Source organism: Nocardia grenadensis, assembly GCF_050942415.1.
In the GTDB taxonomy this organism is placed as follows: Bacteria; Actinomycetota; Actinomycetes; order Mycobacteriales; family Mycobacteriaceae; genus Nocardia; species Nocardia grenadensis.
In genome coordinates, this window is the sequence record NZ_CP192054.1 from 5,631,773 (window position 1) to 5,648,438 (window position 16,666).

Annotated in this window: 15 protein-coding genes; 6 read left to right on the top strand and 9 right to left on the bottom strand. The window is 69.1% G+C overall.

Annotation, left to right across the window (positions count from 1 at the left end):
• Nucleotides 1-138 precede the first annotated feature (138 nt).
• Nucleotides 139-1,776: a glucose-6-phosphate isomerase gene (pgi, locus tag ACQPYS_RS25935; protein ID WP_433491070.1), complete on the top strand. Its 1,638-nt coding sequence runs from the start codon at nucleotides 139-141 to the stop codon at nucleotides 1,774-1,776.
• Nucleotides 1,777-1,779: 3 nt separating this feature from the next.
• Here pgi and ACQPYS_RS25940 read toward each other — a convergent pair whose 3' ends face one another.
• Nucleotides 1,780-3,246, bottom strand: a complete 1,467-nt coding sequence (locus ACQPYS_RS25940; RefSeq protein WP_433491071.1) for a hypothetical protein — start codon at nucleotides 3,244-3,246, stop codon at nucleotides 1,780-1,782.
• 297 nt (nucleotides 3,247-3,543) lie between these two features.
• Here ACQPYS_RS25940 and ACQPYS_RS25945 point away from each other — a divergent pair, with 297 nt between their 5' ends.
• Nucleotides 3,544-5,163 carry an acyl-CoA dehydrogenase family protein gene (locus tag ACQPYS_RS25945; protein ID WP_433491072.1) on the top strand — a complete coding sequence of 540 codons (1,620 nt, stop codon included), beginning with the start codon at nucleotides 3,544-3,546 and terminating at the stop codon, nucleotides 5,161-5,163.
• 4 nt (nucleotides 5,164-5,167) lie between these two features.
• Here the strand turns inward: ACQPYS_RS25945 and ACQPYS_RS25950 are convergent, their stop codons facing one another.
• The 7 genes from ACQPYS_RS25950 to ACQPYS_RS25980 form a co-directional block, all read right to left on the bottom strand.
• On the bottom strand, nucleotides 5,168-6,307 hold the full coding sequence (locus tag ACQPYS_RS25950; protein ID WP_433491073.1) for a lipase family protein: 1,140 nt from the start codon (nucleotides 6,305-6,307) through the stop codon (nucleotides 5,168-5,170).
• A gap of 102 nt (nucleotides 6,308-6,409) precedes the next feature.
• Nucleotides 6,410-6,940, bottom strand: a complete 531-nt coding sequence (locus ACQPYS_RS25955; RefSeq protein ID WP_433491074.1) for a hypothetical protein — start codon at nucleotides 6,938-6,940, stop codon at nucleotides 6,410-6,412.
• Nucleotides 6,941-7,024: 84 nt separating this feature from the next.
• Complete coding sequence (locus ACQPYS_RS25960; protein ID WP_063036956.1) at nucleotides 7,025-7,822, bottom strand: family 1 encapsulin nanocompartment shell protein; 798 nt, start codon at nucleotides 7,820-7,822, stop codon at nucleotides 7,025-7,027.
• Nucleotides 7,819-8,847: a Dyp-type peroxidase gene (locus tag ACQPYS_RS25965; RefSeq protein WP_433491075.1), complete on the bottom strand. Its 1,029-nt coding sequence runs from the start codon at nucleotides 8,845-8,847 to the stop codon at nucleotides 7,819-7,821. The genes ACQPYS_RS25960 and ACQPYS_RS25965 overlap by 4 nt, the downstream gene beginning before the upstream one ends.
• Nucleotides 8,848-8,897: 50 nt before the next feature.
• Nucleotides 8,898-9,224, bottom strand: a complete 327-nt coding sequence (locus ACQPYS_RS25970; protein WP_063036952.1) for a cupin domain-containing protein — start codon at nucleotides 9,222-9,224, stop codon at nucleotides 8,898-8,900.
• 132 nt (nucleotides 9,225-9,356) lie between these two features.
• Nucleotides 9,357-9,863, bottom strand: coding sequence for a dihydrofolate reductase (locus tag ACQPYS_RS25975; protein WP_433491076.1), 507 nt, complete (start codon nucleotides 9,861-9,863; stop codon nucleotides 9,357-9,359).
• Nucleotides 9,860-10,699: a thymidylate synthase gene (locus ACQPYS_RS25980; RefSeq protein WP_431940049.1), complete on the bottom strand. Its 840-nt coding sequence runs from the start codon at nucleotides 10,697-10,699 to the stop codon at nucleotides 9,860-9,862. Before ACQPYS_RS25980 ends, ACQPYS_RS25975 begins: the two co-directional genes overlap by 4 nt.
• A 148-nt stretch (nucleotides 10,700-10,847) precedes the next feature.
• On the opposite strand from ACQPYS_RS25980, the gene cobF reads away from it, so the two are divergent.
• The 4 genes from cobF (at nucleotide 10,848) to ACQPYS_RS26000 (ending at nucleotide 15,712) form a co-directional block, all read left to right on the top strand.
• Nucleotides 10,848-11,588, top strand: a complete 741-nt coding sequence (gene cobF / locus ACQPYS_RS25985; RefSeq protein ID WP_433491077.1) for a precorrin-6A synthase (deacetylating) — start codon at nucleotides 10,848-10,850, stop codon at nucleotides 11,586-11,588.
• Nucleotides 11,589-11,624: 36 nt separating this feature from the next.
• Nucleotides 11,625-11,870, top strand: a complete 246-nt coding sequence (locus ACQPYS_RS25990; protein ID WP_433491078.1) for a DUF2630 family protein — start codon at nucleotides 11,625-11,627, stop codon at nucleotides 11,868-11,870.
• Between the two features lie 636 nt (nucleotides 11,871-12,506).
• Entirely contained in the window at nucleotides 12,507-14,000 is a 1,494-nt protein-coding gene (locus ACQPYS_RS25995; protein ID WP_433491079.1) for a dihydrolipoyl dehydrogenase family protein, read from the top strand.
• On the top strand, nucleotides 13,997-15,712 hold the full coding sequence (locus tag ACQPYS_RS26000; protein ID WP_433491080.1) for a carboxylesterase/lipase family protein: 1,716 nt from the start codon (nucleotides 13,997-13,999) through the stop codon (nucleotides 15,710-15,712). The genes ACQPYS_RS25995 and ACQPYS_RS26000 overlap by 4 nt, the downstream gene beginning before the upstream one ends.
• Before the next feature lie 83 nt (nucleotides 15,713-15,795).
• On the opposite strand, the gene ACQPYS_RS26005 is transcribed toward ACQPYS_RS26000, so the two are convergent.
• Nucleotides 15,796-16,662, bottom strand: a complete 867-nt coding sequence (locus tag ACQPYS_RS26005; protein WP_433491081.1) for an Fpg/Nei family DNA glycosylase — start codon at nucleotides 16,660-16,662, stop codon at nucleotides 15,796-15,798.
• Nucleotides 16,663-16,666 lie beyond the last annotated feature (4 nt).

Consider the following 16,666-nt stretch of genomic DNA (forward strand, 5'->3'; position numbering starts at 1 on the left):
ACACCTGAGAGCCGCACCCGACCCGCCGGAGTTACCGGTGGGCAACCACCTTCGTTCGCCTTCGTCCGGCGGCCGGGACCCGCCACGGGCCCCGGCCGCGCCTGCGGCCGGGGCCCGTGGGTTGTACGCTCGGCCAGTGTGAGCGTCGACATAACCGCATCGGCGGCATGGCAGAGATTGCGCGATCACCACACTGCGATCGCCGCCCTACAACTGAGGGATCTGTTCGCCGAAGATCCGCCGCGCGGCCGGGATCTCACGCTGACCGCGGGTGAGCTGCGAATCGACTACAGCAAGCATCGCGTCACCCGGGAGACCCTGCAATTGCTGGTGGAACTGGCCCGGGAAGCGGGTGTGGAGACGCAGCGCGACCGGATGCTGCGTGGTGAACACATCAACACGTCCGAGGACCGGGCGGTGGGTCATACCGCCCTGCGGTTGCCGAAGGGCAGTTCCCTCACCATCGACGGCGCGGACGCGGTCGCCGCCGTACACGAGGTACTCGACCGGATGGGTGCCTTCGCCGACTCGGTGCGTTCGGGCGACTGGCGCGGTGCGACCGGTGAGCGCATCCGCACGGTGGTGAACATCGGTATCGGCGGTTCGGATCTCGGCCCCGTGATGGTGCATCAGGCGCTGCGTCACTACGCGGACGCCGGTATCGGTGCGCGGTTCGTCTCCAATGTCGATCCCGCCGATCTGGTGGCCACACTGGCGGATCTGGATCCGGCGACCACCCTGTTCATCGTGGCCTCCAAAACCTTCTCGACCCTGGAGACGCTGACCAACGCCACCGCCGCGCGTCGCTGGCTGGTCGACGCGCTCGGCCCGGACGCTGTGGCGAAACATTTCGTCGCGGTGTCCACGCACGCCGGGCGGGTCGCCGAGTTCGGTATCGACACCGACAATATGTTCGGCTTCTGGGATTGGGTCGGCGGCCGGTATTCGGTGGATTCGGCCATCGGCCTGTCGGTCATGGTGACGATCGGTCCGGCCAGGTTTGCCGAATTCCTCGCCGGTATGCACGATATGGACCGCCATTTCGCCACGGCGCCGCTGGCGGAGAACGCGCCGGCCCTGCTGGCTCTGCTCGGCGTGTGGTACGCGAACTTCTTCGGCGCGCAGTCGCGCGCGGTGCTGCCGTACTCCAACGATCTCGCCCGCTTCCCGGCCTATCTGCAGCAGCTCACGATGGAGTCGAACGGTAAATCGGTGCGAGCGGACGGTACCCCGGTCACCACCACCACCGGCGAGATCTTCTGGGGCGAACCCGGCACCAACGGTCAGCATGCCTTCTACCAGCTCCTGCACCAGGGCACCCGGTTGATTCCCGCCGATTTCATCGGTTTCGCCCAGCCGACCGACGATCTGCCCACCCGCGACGGCACCGGCAGTATGCACGACATCCTGATGAGCAATCTGTTCGCGCAGACCAAGGTGCTGGCCTTCGGGAAGACCGCCGAGGAGATCGCCGCCGAGGGCACACCGCCGGAATTGGTACCGCACAAGGTAATGCCCGGAAACCGGCCCAGCACCACGATCCTCGCGCCCCGGCTCACCCCCGCGGTGCTGGGCCAGCTGATCGCGCTGTATGAGCACCAGGTGTTCGTGGCGGGTGTGATCTGGGGGATCGACAGCTTCGACCAGTGGGGTGTGGAGCTGGGCAAACAGCAGGCCCTCGCATTGGCCCCACTGCTCACCGATCCGGAAGAACCCGCACCGCAGGATGATTCGTCCACCGACGCGCTGATCCGCTGGTACCGCACCAACCGCTGACGCTCACCACGGCCGGATCGGCAGATCCACCCGCGCGGCGGTCGCGGTGACCAGCCGGTGCAGTGCGGCCGCATCGGCCACCTGTTCCGGGTAGAGACTCGCGACGGTCAGAACGTGGTCGTCCCCGAATCGGCACAGGTAGCCGGACAGCCGGGTGCGCGGCCGCCGCGCGTAGTCGAGGCCGGGATGAACGGCCCGGGTGGCGATACCGGTGCACTCGTACGGCCCGAGGGTGGACAGCGCCGACGGGATCGCGCCGATATTCGAGCACAGGATGTCGCGTTCTCCCGCTCCCCGGGACAGCAGATGGGCCACTTTGTCGGGCACCAGGTAGAGGAACTCCTCCGGTAGTCCCCCGGGGCTGGTCATCCGCCGCTCGTAGGCCGACCGGCTCTTCGCGCGGATTTCGGCCGGACCATCCCCCGAGGCCACCGCGATCTCGGTCACCGCCAGATCATTGTCGATCCCGGGTTCCTCCCGGGTGTCCACGGGCAGGCTCGCCGCGATCTCGGCACCGGGAAAACCAGCGGCCCACAGCGTGTTCGCGACGAGCCAGATGAACAGGCTGTTGGCTGTACCTCCATATTTCGCGGCGACCGCCGCCCAGGCCGCCGCCGGGCAGCGGAAGATCAGCGCGGGTTCGTTCAGCGGGGCGTGGATGGAGATTTCGGCAGGTCCGGACGGACCGACGGGTTCGAGTTCCGCTGCGCGCGCGGCGTACCCGGCAGGTCGCTCGGCTCGAGCCGAGCGGTCGAGCCCCGGCCCGGCGATGAGGCGGGCCGGAGCGTGCGCGGTACGTGGAATACCTCCGGCCCCGGGCGCTACCCGTGGACGTCCGGCGGCCGATCTGCCGGTTCCGGGCCCTCGGATTCCACGCGGTATCCGGGCCGCGGCGGCCCGCACACCACCAAGCCCCACCGTCGCCCAGATACGCGCCGCATCGAGCCAGTCCGAATCCGAACCGCCCCCGACCTCGCCGCCCGGCGCCGTCCCCGGCCGGGCTCGCGGGATATCCACCGCGCGAACCGGATTCACCGCCTCGAGTGCTTGTTCCACCGCGAGGATCAGCCCCCGGGCATCGGCGAGCACATGGGAGCAGGTGAGGGCCACGATCGTGCCCCCGTCGGTAAGTGGCGCCGCCGACAGCCGCCAGCCCGGACCGTGTTCGGGATCCAGGTCGGCACCACACGCGTCGGCCCAGTACGGGATCTCGGCGGGCATGAGTGCCGTATGGTGCCGGTCGAGCCGATGAGCGCGATCGTTGCGCTGCCACCGCGCCCGAGCGCCCGGGACCCGGGGCCGGATCACCCGGCGGGCGAGCGGCCCGCTGCGTAATGCCCCGTGCAGTTGTGCGAGAACTTCGGGTTCCACCGCCCCCGCGGTGCGCCACAGGCCCTGGAGCGCGATCGGGGTGCCGAGCCCCTGATGGGTGCGCAGGAAGATTTCGTCGACAACGCTCAAGCGCCGCATCCGCACAGGTTAACCGTTGTTTCCGGGACGCCGCGCACGGCACCGCATCCGCCGCCGGTATCCAGCCGAGGCCGGCACGTGACCGGCCCGATCACCACCCCTCGTTCGTCGAGGCGGAGCCTGGTGACGCGGACGGCCGTGGGTCGCGGAGAGGGCGTCGGCGATGTGGAATATCTCGGCGGCGCCCATCCGTGTGGCTGTTCTCGGCCACGAACCCGGAAGGACGGGTGCCATCGATACCGACCGGTCCCGATCCCCCGAAGGTCCGCCATGTGACATAGGACGCATAATCGATGGATGCTCACGCACGACGTTGTCAACCAGGTTCCGCCGATCACTCCGTTCGAGGTCTCGCGGGACCCGGCGTTGCTGGCCGGTCTGCACCGGGAGGGCGCCGGGTGGGCAGAGGCGGAAGTGCGTGAACTCGGCACGCTCGCCGGTACCGAGCAGGTTCAGGAGTGGGGCCGGCTCGCCAACGAGTATCCACCCGTCCTGCACACCCACGACCGCTACGGCAACCGCGTCGACGAGGTGGAATTCCATCCGTACTGGCATGAGCTGATGGCGGTGGCGGTCGAACACGGGCTGCACGCCGCCCCGTGGGCCGACAACCGGGCCGGCGCCCATGTGGCGCGGGCCGCCAAGTTCTACGTCTGGGGCGCCGCCGATGCCGGGCACATGTGTCCCGTCTCCATGACCTACGCCGCGATTCCGGCACTGCGGCACAATCCGGAACTGGCGGCGCGATATGAACCGCTGCTCACCGCTCGCGCCTACGACTTCGGGCTGCGCGAACCATCCACCAAGGCGGGGCTCATCGCCGGTATGTCGATGACGGAGAAACAGGGTGGGTCCGATGTCCGGGCCAACACCACCACCGCGACCCCGCAACCCGACGGCACGTATCGGCTCGTCGGACATAAATGGTTCACCTCGGCACCGATGTCGGATATGTTCCTCACCCTGGCCCAGGCGCCGGGCGGGCTGTCGTGTTTCCTACTGCCGCGAGTGCTGCCCGACGGCTCCCGCAACCCGATCCGGCTCCAGCGGCTCAAGGACAAACTGGGCAACAAATCGAACGCGTCCGCGGAGATCGAATACGAGAACGCGATCGGCTGGCCGGTCGGCGCGGAGGGCGCCGGGGTGAAGACCATTATCGAAATGGTCAACATGACCCGTCTCGACTGCGTGATCGGGTCCGCGGTCGGGATGCGCACGGCCGCCGTACGGGCGGTGCACCACGCCCGCCACCGGAAGGCGTTCGGTGCCGCGCTGGTCGATCAGCCCGCGATGCGCAATGTGCTCGCCGATCTGGTGCTCGAATCCGAGGCCGCCACCACGGTCATGCTGCGGTTGGCCGGGGCCACCGATCGCGCCGCGGCGGACTCCGGCGAAGCCGCGCTGCGCCGGATCGCGCTCGCGGTGACCAAGTACTGGGTATGCAAACGCGCGGCCCCACACGCCGCCGAGGCCCTGGAATGTTTCGGTGGAAACGGTTACGTCGAGGAATCCGGGATGCCACGGCTGTACCGGGAGGCGCCGCTCATGTCGATCTGGGAGGGATCGGGCAATGTGGCCGCGCTCGACGCCCTGCGCGCGATGGGCACCCAGCCCGAGACCGTGGAGGCGTACTTCGCCGAGGTCTCCCGGGCGCGCGGCGAGAACCCGCATCTGGACCGCGCGATCGACCTGGTCGGCAAGGAACTGGCCGATCGCAGCGATATCGAGTACCGGGCGCGCCGGATCGTCGAGTTGATGGCGCTGGTCCTACAGGGCGCCCAGCTCGTCCGGCACGGCCACCGCGCGGTCGCCGACGCCTTCTGCGCGTCCCGGCTGGGTGCGGACTGGGGCGCCGCGTTCGGGACCCTGCCCACTGGCGTGGATACGACGGCGATCATCGAACGGGCGTTCGTCTGAGTGGTCAGTCGGCCGGGAGCACTTTGTCGAGGAAGGTGAGGGTGTGGTCGAGGCCGCCGTTCTCCTCCAGGTCTTCGTGGCCGGCCTCGAGGATCTGGACCATATGCTGCGTGCCGTTCAGGGCGAACTGCCCCATCAGCGCAAGGGTCAGTGGTAGCGGGACGACGGTGTCGTAGGTGCCGTGGACGACCAGAATCGGATCCTGGTAGCCGCTGATCGGCACGCTCATATAGTCGCGCGCCACCGACGCGAAATCCGGGTCGTCGAGGGGGCGCGATACCAGGGAGCCGATCTCCGTGGTGTACAGCATGGCCTCGGCCTGTGCACTGCAGCCGGCGCTGATTCCGGCGATGAACTTGCGGCCCTGCGGGGTCAGGAAGTCGCCGACCTCGGGGCCCAGCCGGGCGCCGACCATACCGGCGAGCACCATGGGCGCGGACCGGCCCACATATCCGGGCAGCTCGGGCTGATCCGGGCGCGAACGCAGGAACATGCTCTCCAGATTGCTGACCGGGGCCAAGGCGGCGGTACCGCGGAAATCGAGTTCGGGGGCGTACTCGGGAGCGAGCCGGCCGGTGCCGAGCGCGGCATGCCCACCCTGCGACCACCCGGCCACCGCCCAGCTCGGGGCGAGGCCGGGGTAGGCGGAGCGGGCGGCGCGGACCGCGTCGATGGTGGCGGTGGCCTCGCTCGTGGTGTGCAGATACGGATGGGGACCCGGTGAATTGGGGCTCAGCCCGATGTAGTCGGGGGCGACGACGGCGTATCCGGCGTCGTTGAAGCGCGCCACGGTCGGGCCGGTGTCCCGTTCGAGTTCCTCCGAGCCGGTGAGACCGCAGTTCTGCGCGAGCCCGGAGGTGCCGTGGTCCCAGGCGACCACCCGGCGGCCCCCTTCCGGGGCCGTCCCCTCAGGAATGCGTACCAGGGCGGCGGCGGGAACCAGTTCACCGCCCGGGCCGGTGGTGACGTATTCGATGCGCCGCACACCGTCGAGCCCGGCCCACGGCCGGTCGAGCAGTCCGGCCGAGAGCAGACGCCCCGGATACCAGGCCGCCTGCGCCCGTGCGACGGCCCCCGGCAGTCCGGCGCACAGCGCCGCAACCAGTGTCAGTACCCCCGCAAGCGCCCGGGCATAGCGGACCATTGCTCTGTGCTCTCCTCTGTTTATGCGGCAGACCATCGTCCATGGTGGCAGCGGTCCGGGAATCGTGCCCGTCCGGCCGGCGCGGGCATGTACCGGAAACACTCAGCGGGTCGGCGGGGCGATCTGCCAGTGCTGCTCCAGCGCACCGGCTATATCCGGCAGCACGGTGACCGGAATCCGTTTATGGCGCAACATGTTTCGTATCTCATTGACCTGTTCGCGCTTACGCAGTTCGTAGGCTCCCGAGACCGGCCCGCGGACCGGGGGAATCGAGAGCAGCACGAGTTCACTGTGCGGTTCCTCACTCCCGGTCAGATCCAGCGCGAGCGACCAGCGCGCGTCCTCGTCGAGGCCGAAACGGCCGGCCACCACACGCTCCCAATCGATACTGGTCGCCGACCACGGCGTCCGCCGCTGGATCGCCTCCTCGGTGAGGATCACCGTGTCCCGGGTGAACAGCGCGAACAGCGCGGCCACGGCGAGAATCGCGCCGAGGACGATCCCGGTGAACACCCGGGCGGGCCCGAACAGCAGCACCGTGGGGACGGTCACCGCGACGACCACCGCGACTCCGGCCAGACCGTAACCCAGCACCCGAGCGGTGGGCACGACACCAGCGTGCACCCTCTGCATACCGACTCCGTTCATCCCGCGAACTGGTGCCGGCCACACGGTACCGGACAATCGATGGCGGCTCCGCCGACGCTGGTCACCCGCTCAGAACAGCGCGACGGCGGCCTCGGCCGAGTACACGTGGAAGGTCATGCTCTGCTGGAAATAGAGCTGGACAGTTTCGGCGTCGTGGGCCAGATAACCGATGGACAGATCCTGGCCCACGGTGAGATCGAAGTCACCGCCGCGGGTGGTGAGCACGAACGCCCCGTCGATGGCCGGCGCCCAGATGATCTCCCCGTCGGGAACCAGTCGTTCCAGGTGGGTACGCAGCGGATGACCGTGGTTGGAGGTCTCGCTCACCTTCGTGTACAGATCGGCGCTCAGCAATACCGAATACGGTCCGTCGACACCGGCCAGCCGCAACTGGCTCACCGCCAGGGCGATCACCTCGGGCACCCCGAACACATCCTCGGGCAGCGCGATCGACCGGTTCGACGAGGCGGCCCGGATACCGGTGATACCGGCCGCCGCGTAACCCTCGAATACGGCCCGGTCCTCGGCGAAGGCGATATTGCGGGCGGCGTCCTTCACCGGGTCCAGGTCGGTGTCCTGAGCGCCGCGCTCGACATTGTCGAGTTCCTCGCGCGAAAGCGTGAACGGCACCCGCAACTCGACCAGCGGCGCCACCACCCGCTGCCGCGCCTGCACACCGTCGTGCGGAGCGTCGATCGGCGTCGTATGGCCGAGCCCGCGGGCCGAATAGTCCGTGCCGTGCGGGCCGGACAGGTCGACCACCCGGCGGCCGGCATTGTGCCGTTTGAAGGTACGCGTCGCCTCCTCCTCGATAACGGCCCAGGCCGCGTCGGTGATCGGCGCGAGTTCGCGATGCAGGTTGTTCATACGGTGCTGCTCCTTTTCAACGTGCCGATACCGAGGGAACCGTCGGCGGCCGGCGGCGGGCCCGGATCTACCGCCACGGCTTCCTCCGGCGGGTCGGGCAGATCGTCGAAGAAATCTCGGGGCGGAACGAAGAAGAGGGTGCCGGTGACCGCGGTGGAGAAATCCAGGATGCGATCGTGGGTGGCCTCATCGGTCCCGAGGAACATCCGCTCCAGCATGATCTCGGTGGTCCGGGGGGTCGCCGAATAGCCCACGAAGTAGGTGCCGAACTCACCGTCGCGGACACTGCCGAACGGCATGTTCGCGCGCAGGATCTCCCGTTCTGTGCCGTCGGGCTCGATCACCTGGTTCACCGCGATATGCGAGTCCGGGGGTTTCACCTCGTCGTCGAATTCGAAATCCTCGAGTTTGGTGCGGCCGATCACCCGTTCCTGCTCCTGCACCGGCAGCGCCCGCCAGGCGGTCAGATCGTGCAGGTACTTCTGCACGATCACATAGCTGCCGCCGGTGAAATCCGGGTCGTCGGCGCCGATCAGCGCGGCCCGGCCGGCGGGTGTATCCGGCAGACCGCCCTCCGGGTTCTCGGTGCCGTCGACGAAACCGAGCAGGTCACGTTGTTCGAAATAGCGGAAACCGACCGTTTCGTCGACGATCGTGCCGATATCGGCCAGCCGGTCGCCGATCGCCATGGCCAGTTCGAAACAGGCGTCGTGCACTTCGGCGCGGATATGGAAAAGCAGATCGCCCGGCGTGGCGGGAGCCCGGTGCAGCGGTCCCTCGTACCCGGGGAACTCATGCAGTTCGGCCGGGCGCGGCCCGCCGAACAGCCGGTCCCAGGCGGTGGACCCGACCCCGCTGATACACGCCAGCCCGGCGCCCGGCAACCGGAATCCGATGGCCCGGCGCAGACCGGGCAGCTCGGCGAGCAGATCCCGTGCCGCCGCCTCACCACCGGGGTCGATGGTGGCGACCAGGAAATACGCGGCCGGGGTGAGCGGTTCGAGAATCGGCTGCGGCTGCCCCATAGCCGATCACATTACCGGCGCGGGACCGACAAGCGTGTGACCCGGGCTGCCTACTTGGCGACCGTCAACAGAAAGGCCACATCGTCGATGGCCTGCACGCTGTGCCGCGCCCTCGGAACCACCAGCAGATCCCCGGCCGACCCCTTCCACTCGTTGTCCCCACTGTGCAGCGTGAGCGTGCCGGAGAGGACGAGCAGGGTGGCCTCACCGTTGTTGTCGTGTTCGGCCAGGCCCTGGCCGGCGCACAACCCCACGACGGTCTGGCGTAGCGAATTCGCGTGACCGCCGTAGATGGTCTGCGAGCTGCGACCACTGGTCACGGTCGCGGCCAGCTTGAGTTGCTGCCGGGCCACCGCTGTCAGCGATTTCTTGTCCATGGACAGCCTTTCGCCTCCGCATACCCACGACCGGGCTGTGATCGCGGGACGTACAGCCGAGTATGCCCGACCGGGCTCCACCGTTCCGGCGTTTTCCGCGGCTCGCGCCCACCGGAACCCGGATGCCGGCGGTCAGTCGCGGGTGAAACGCCGGATCCGGTAGCGTAGCCCGCCCATGGATTCGAGCCAGGTCGCCGGATCGGCCGACGACCACTCCGGACCCAGGGCGGGGGCGTGCGCGTCACCGTCCACCTCGGTGTCGACCTCGGTGACCAGTAGCTCGCCGGCATACGGCAACGCCAGCCGGTAGATCTCGCCGCCGCCGATCACCCATGTCGTCGCGGGCGCCGCCGAGGCCAGCGCCGCCTCGACCGACGCGGCCGCCTCCGCCCCGGCCGCGGACCAGCCGGGCTGCCGGGTCACGACGATATTGCGCCGGCCCGGCAGCGGCCGGAACCGGGCGGGCAGCGAATCCCAGGTGCGGCGGCCCATGACCACCGGATGACCGGCGGTCGTCTCCTTGAACCGAGCCATATCCTCGGGCACCCGCCACGGGATGGTGTTGTCCACTCCGATCACCCCGTCGGGGGTCTGCGCCCAGATCAGGCCGATCACGCGCGCGGATCCGGTCGTGTTCACACGGCCACCGGTGCCTTGATTCCCGGGTGATGCCGGTAGTCGCGTACCCGCACGTCCTCATACCGGTAGTCGAACAGCGAGGCGGCGGGTTCTAGTTCGAGCACCGGGAACGGGTACGGCGTGCGGGTCAGCTGCTCGGTCACCTGTTCGTGGTGGTTGTCGTAGATATGGCAATCACCACCGGTCCAGATGAAATCGCCCGGTGTGAGCCCGGCCTGCTGGGCGACCATCACGGTGAGCAGCGCGTAGCTCGCGATATTGAACGGCACGCCGAGGAAGAGATCGGCGCTGCGCTGATAGAGCTGGCAGGACAACCGGCCGTCGGCGACATAGAACTGGAACAGCGCATGGCACGGCGCCAGCGCCATCCGGTCCAGCTCGGCCACATTCCAGGCCGAGACGAGCATCCGCCGGGAATCCGGGTCGGTACGCAGCGTATGCAGCACCTGGGCGATCTGATCGATATGCCGGCCGTCGGGAGCCGGCCACGAACGCCACTGCACCCCGTACACCGGACCGAGCTCCCCCGCGGCGTCGGCCCATTCGTCCCAGATGCCGACCCCGTGCTCCTGCAACCACCGCACATTCGAGTCGCCGCGCAAGAACCACAGCAGTTCGTACACGATCGATTTGAGATGCACCTTCTTGGTGGTGATCAAGGGGAAGCCCGCGGACAGGTCGTACCGCAGCTGGTGCCCGAACACACTGCGAGTGCCGGTTCCGGTGCGATCCGCCTTGGCGGTCCCCGTCTCCAGCACCAGCCGGAGCAGATCTTCGTATTGGGTGTCCGGAGCGTGTCGCGGGTCCGGGACCTGACTGTTCGCTGCGCTGACCACGGGCCGAGCTTACTTCGCGGCCGATAGGTCGTGCCGCCGCCCCGGGACACCGATGCCGCCCCGGCGGGGCTACACCCCATCGATTCGGGCGAGCGCCTTCTCCGGCACCCGGCGCCCGGCTCCGTCTTCGACCTGCCAAGCTGACCCCATGCGCAGGCTGTATGTGATCGGTATCGGTGCCGGCGACCCCGACCAGGTGACGATGCAGGCGATCAAGGCCCTCCGGGAGATCGACGTCTACTTCGTGATCGGCAAGGGCGTCGAGAAACAGGAACTCGTGGCGGTGCGCACCGCGATCCTCGCCGAACACGCCGATCGTCCCTACCGGATCGTGGAGATCCCCGATCCGCCCCGCGACCGGGACCCCGCGGACTACCGCGGCACAGTGCTGGACTGGCACGAACGGCGTTCGCTGCTGCTGGAGGAGGCGTTCGCGGCGCACGAGGGGGTCGGCGCGATCCTGGTCTGGGGTGATCCGGCGCTCTACGACTCCACCCTGCGCATGGTGGAACGGGTGCTGGCCCGGGGCACCCTGGACTTCGACTACACCGTGATCCCGGGGGTCACCAGTGTGCACGCCCTCGCGGCCCGACACCGGACCGTACTGCACCGGATCGGCGAACCGGTGCACATCACCACCGGGCGCCGCCTGGGCGAGGACGGGCTGGGCGCCGGGTCGACGGTGGTCATGCTCGACGCCGACTGCGCGTTCACCACCGTCCCCGACGACACGTTCATCTGGTGGGGTGCCTATCTGGGGATGCCCGACGAAACCCTGATCGCGGGCCGGGTCGGCGCGGTCGCCGGCGATATCGTGCGGCGGCGCACGCAGTTGCGCGAACGCAAGGGCTGGATCATGGACATCTATCTGCTGCGCCCGGCCGAATGACCAGGTGATGGGCATCGGAGTCGTAGCATGGTCGGCATGACCGAACAGGACATACTCGGGCGGATCTCCGATCTCGTCGACCACGAGCACGACCTGCGGTCCCGGGCCTCGCGCGGGGAACTCGATCCCGACGTGGAGCGGCGGCGACTCGCCGAACTGGAGGTCATGCTCGATCAGTGCTGGGATCTGCTGCGGCAGCGGCGGGCCCGGATCGATCGCGACGAACCACCGGACGAGGCCCAGCCGCGATCGGCGGGACAGATCGAGGGCTACCTACAGTAACGCAGCATGTCTGACAACTCGATGGGTTATCGGGCACCGCCCTTCTCGGGCGTCCTCGGCTCGTACCCCGGCCGGGGTACGAGCCTTGGTTCCCGCGTCGTCCGGGCCGGTTGCACCGGCACCCATCGGGTGCCGGTCAGTGCCTTCCCGGCGGCGGGCGTCGGTAACCCGGCCCCCTGCTCGGAGGTCCGGGGATCGTGGTGGGTCTTCCTGCTGGAGTTGCGGCCGGGCAGCGAGGTTGACTGCGGCATTGAGCTCCCGATCGGCGCGGTACCCGCAGGGGCAGCCGAACACCCGGTCCGACAATGTCAGGGCGGGGTTGAGAATTTTCGCCCGCCCGGTGGTGAGCATCCGGCGCGGGCGGCGGGTGTCCTCCCGGACCCGCAACTACCCGAGGCCCGGCAACGTCACCGACCGCGGCGTGTCATCGTCGTCGACCCGGATCGCCGATCACACAAGCCACCGACAACATCGCGAGATACGCGGCAATGGCCTCGGCACACCGGCCCAAACCGCGAACAGAACCGCAGGACAACACGGGTACCGAGCCCTCCGGCAGCGCACACGCACCCCTGCCCGGCCCACAGACCCGGGCCCGGCAGTCCGAGATCCCAGACACCCTCTAAGGAGCCCCGCATGCCCGGCAGCGACAGCGACGCCACCGCGGACGGTCGGGTCGCCGAATACGATGTCATCGTCCTCGGCGGCGGTCCGGCCGGTGAGAACGCGGCCGCCTACGCCATCGCCGGCAGCGACCGCACCGCGGCGATCGTCGAACCGGAGAAGGTCGGTGGCGAATGCTCGTACTGGGCCTGTATCCCGAGTAAGGCACTGCTGCGCCCGGGCCATGTGCTGGGGGCCGCGCTGGGCATGCCCGGTATCGAGGCCGAAGGACCGGAGACCGCCGAAGTGCTGCGCCGGCGCGACGAATTCGTGCATGCCCACAACGGCGACCACGACGATTCGAGTCAGGTCGAGTGGGCTGCCCAGCAGGGTATCGAGGTGATCCGCGGCGGCGGCCGGCTCGACGGGGAACGCCGGGTACGGGTCGGCGACCGGGTACTGCGCGCCCGCTCGGCGGTGGTGCTGGCCACCGGGACCCATGCGGCCGTCCCGGACGTCCCCGGTCTGCGCGAGGCCCTGCCGTGGACCTCCCGCGACGCCACCAACCTGCACGAGATCCCGAAACGAGTGATCGTGATCGGCGGCGGTGTGGTGGCCTGTGAGGCCACCACCTGGCTCTCGGCGCTCGGCGCCGAGGTGACCGTCTTGGTCCGCGGGGACCGGCTGCTCACCGGTGTGGAACCGTTCGCCGGGGAGTACGTCGCCTCCGCGCTGACCGCGCAGGGGGTGCAGATCCGGTTCGGGACCCGGCCGCTGCGGGTGACCCGCCCCGCGGCCGTCGACCACGGCGAGGGCCGGATCCACGGCGGCGCCGTCACGGTACACGCCAAGGGTCCGGACGGGGAGACCACGCTCGTCGCCGACGAGATCGTGGTGGCGGCGGGGCGGGTGCCCAACACCGGCGAGATCGGCCTGGAAACAGTGGGCCTTCCCGGTGGATACGTCGCGGTCGACGATCGGCTGACGGTGTCCGGCGCCCCCGGGGAATGGCTGTACGCGGTCGGTGATATCAACCACCGCGCCGCACTCACCCATATGGGCAAATACCAGGGCCGGGTGTGCGGGGACGTGATCTCCGCGCGCGCTGCGGGCCGGTCGCTGACCGGCCCGCGCTATCGGGCGGCTGCCGACCACCATGCGGTACCGCAGGTGGTGTTCACCGATCCCGAGGTCGCCGCCGTCGGGCTCACCGCCGCGGCCGCCCGGAAAGCCGGCCATGAGATCCGCACCGTGGAACTGGATATCGCGGTCGCCGGTTCGGCGCTGGCCCGCGACGACTACACCGGACGCGCCGCGCTGGTGATCGACACCGCCACCGACACAGTGCTCGGCGCCACCTTCGTGGGCCCCGATGTGGGCGAACAGTTGCATGCCGCGACCATCGCGGTCGCCGGACGCGTCCCACTGGACGCCCTGTGGCACGCGGTGCCCGCTTTTCCCGCGATCAGTGAATTCTGGTTACGCCTGTTGGAGACCGATCGCTCGTCATTACGATCGGGTAGATGAGCGTAACCGAACAGATCACGACAACGGACGGTGTGGTCCGCGGTCGCCGCGGTCGGCGCGTGATGTACTGGCGGTCGCTGCCGTACGCCGCGCCCCCCGTCGGTGACCTGCGATTCCGCTCGCCCCAGCCGGTGCGGCCGTGGCCCGATATCCGCGACGCGACCTATTTCCGCGCCGCCGGTATCCAGCCGACCTTCGGAGTGCGGCTCGGTCCGCGCAAGCTTCAGGAGATGAGCGAGGATTCACTGACACTGAATGTCGTGGCTCCCGCCACCGCATCGGTGCGGCCGCGCCCGGTGATGGTGTTCATCCACGGCGGCGGCTACCTGTTCGGTACTTCGGCACTGCGCCTCTACTCCGGTGTCCAGCTGGCGGCCGACGGGGATGTGCTCGTGGTGTCGATCAACTATCGGCTCGGCGCGTTCGGATACGCCGATTTCAGCGAGTTCTCCACACCGGACAGCCCCTACGATTCCAATCTCGGTCTGCGTGACCAGATCGCGGCGCTGCGCTGGGTACGGGCCAATATCGCCGAATTCGGGGGCGACCCGGACAATGTGACGATCTTCGGCGAATCCGCGGGCGCCCACGCGGTATTGAGCCTGCTGGCGACGCCCGCCGCGGAAGGCTTGTTCCACCGCGGTATCGCCCAGAGCCCACCCGCGGACTGGGGGTTGACGGTCGCCGAATCGCGGGAATTCGCGCGCCGCGTCCTCGACCGGCTCGGTATCGCCCCCGAGGACGCGAATCACGCGTTGCGCGCCGCCGACCCGCACGATATCCGTCGCGCGTTCAACCGGGCGTCGAATGCGGCGATGACGGAATTCCCGGGGTTCTTCCCGGCCGCGCCGGTTGCCGACGGCGAGTTGTTGCCGCGCACGCCGATCGACGCCTTCACCGAAGGCCACACCCACCGGGTCCCGCTGATCATCGGCACCTGCCGTAACGAGGGCGCCCTGTTCAACCGCTTCACCGATACGCTGCCCACCCGCCCCGAACGCCTCAAGAAGGCACTCTCGTCCGCCGGACCCGACCTCTACCCCCGGGTGTTCTCCACCTATCCGGGTTTCCCGGCCGAACAGGCCGCGATGCGCGCGGGCGGCGACTACTTCTTCTGGCGGCCCTCGGTGGCGGTGGCGGAGGGCCACAGCCGTCACTCCCCCACCTACTCCTATCGCTACGATTACGCACCCCGGCTGTTCCAGCTCTACAAAGTGGGCGCCACACACGGGACCGATCTACTGCCCACCTTCGGCACGGTCTACGAACCGTGGAGCCGGGCCCTCACCGCCGGCGGCAGCCGTCGCGGTCTGCTCGCGGTGACCCGCCAGGTCCAGAACAACTGGTTGCATTTCGCCCGCACCGGCGAACCGCTGCCGTCCTGGCCGCGCTATACCGAACAGGAACGCAGCACGCTCATCATCGATGCGCCGGGCCGGGTGGACAACGACCCGGACAGCGCCCGGCGCGAATTGTGGGCGGGCGTCCGCGCACCGCAGCTGGTCCCGGACGAGGCCGGTGGGCCGGCTCTCCCGGCCGACGACGCGGAAGCGGCCGCCGAGTCCGAGCCCGAAACCGAGGGGACATTGCTCGACACGGTCGCCGCCGAACACCCGATCGCCGCGACCGCCGCCGCTACGGCCGCGCAGGTCGTGGACGAGGTGTCCGGCAGTGCGGACGATGCGGAACCCGATTCGAAACGAACCGACTGAAGCGGCCGCCCGTTCCGCGGCAACATCTCCGTACGGGCCCGGGTACCCCGCTTCGGGCGACCCGAGCCGACGGACAGCACGGCCTACTTGAGTAGGCGTGACATCCGGCGGTCGGCAAGGATTTTGCCACCGGTCTGGCAGGTGGGGCAGTACTGGAACGAGCGATCGGTGAAAGCGACCTCGCGGACCGTATCGCCGCATACCGGACAGGGCAGTCCGGTGCGGGCGTGCACCCGCATTCCCGAACGCTTCTCGCCCTTGAGCCGGGCGGCGTCCTGCCCCACCGACCGCGCCACGGCATCCGCCAGCACGGTGCGCATCGCCGCGTACAGGTCGGCGATCTTCGCCGCCGGCATCGTCTTGGCCGTGGCGAAGGGTGAGATCTTGGCGGTGTGCAGGATCTCGTCGGAGTAGGCGTTGCCGATGCCGGCGAGCACGGTCTGATCGACCAGCACGTTCTTGATCCGCCCGGACGCGTCGGCCAGCAGCTCGGCGAACTGCGGCTCGGTGACCGCGAGCGCGTCGGGCCCGAGCCGGGCGATTCCCGGAACCTGCGCCGGATCGTTCACGATATAGACGGCGAGACGCTTCTTGGTGCCCGCCTCGGTGAGATCGAAGGCCGGGGTGGCGCCCTCGGGGGTGAAGAAGTGCACCCGCAACGCGAGCGGACCGCGCCCCGGTTTGGGCGGACTCACGCTCGGGGTATCGGTCCAGCGCAGCCAGCCCGCCCGGGACAGATGGGTGATCAGCCACAGACCCCCGCAATCCATCCCGAGGAACTTCCCCCATCTCCCGGCGCCGGTCACATCCCGCCCCGACAGCGCCGTCACCGGCGGATCGAAGGTTTTGATCGCGCTGAGCGCCGCGATATCGATCCGCCCCACCACCGCGCCGACCGCGTGCTCCCGCAGGAACTGCGCCAGCGCCTCCACCTCCGGTAGTTCGGGCACGGCC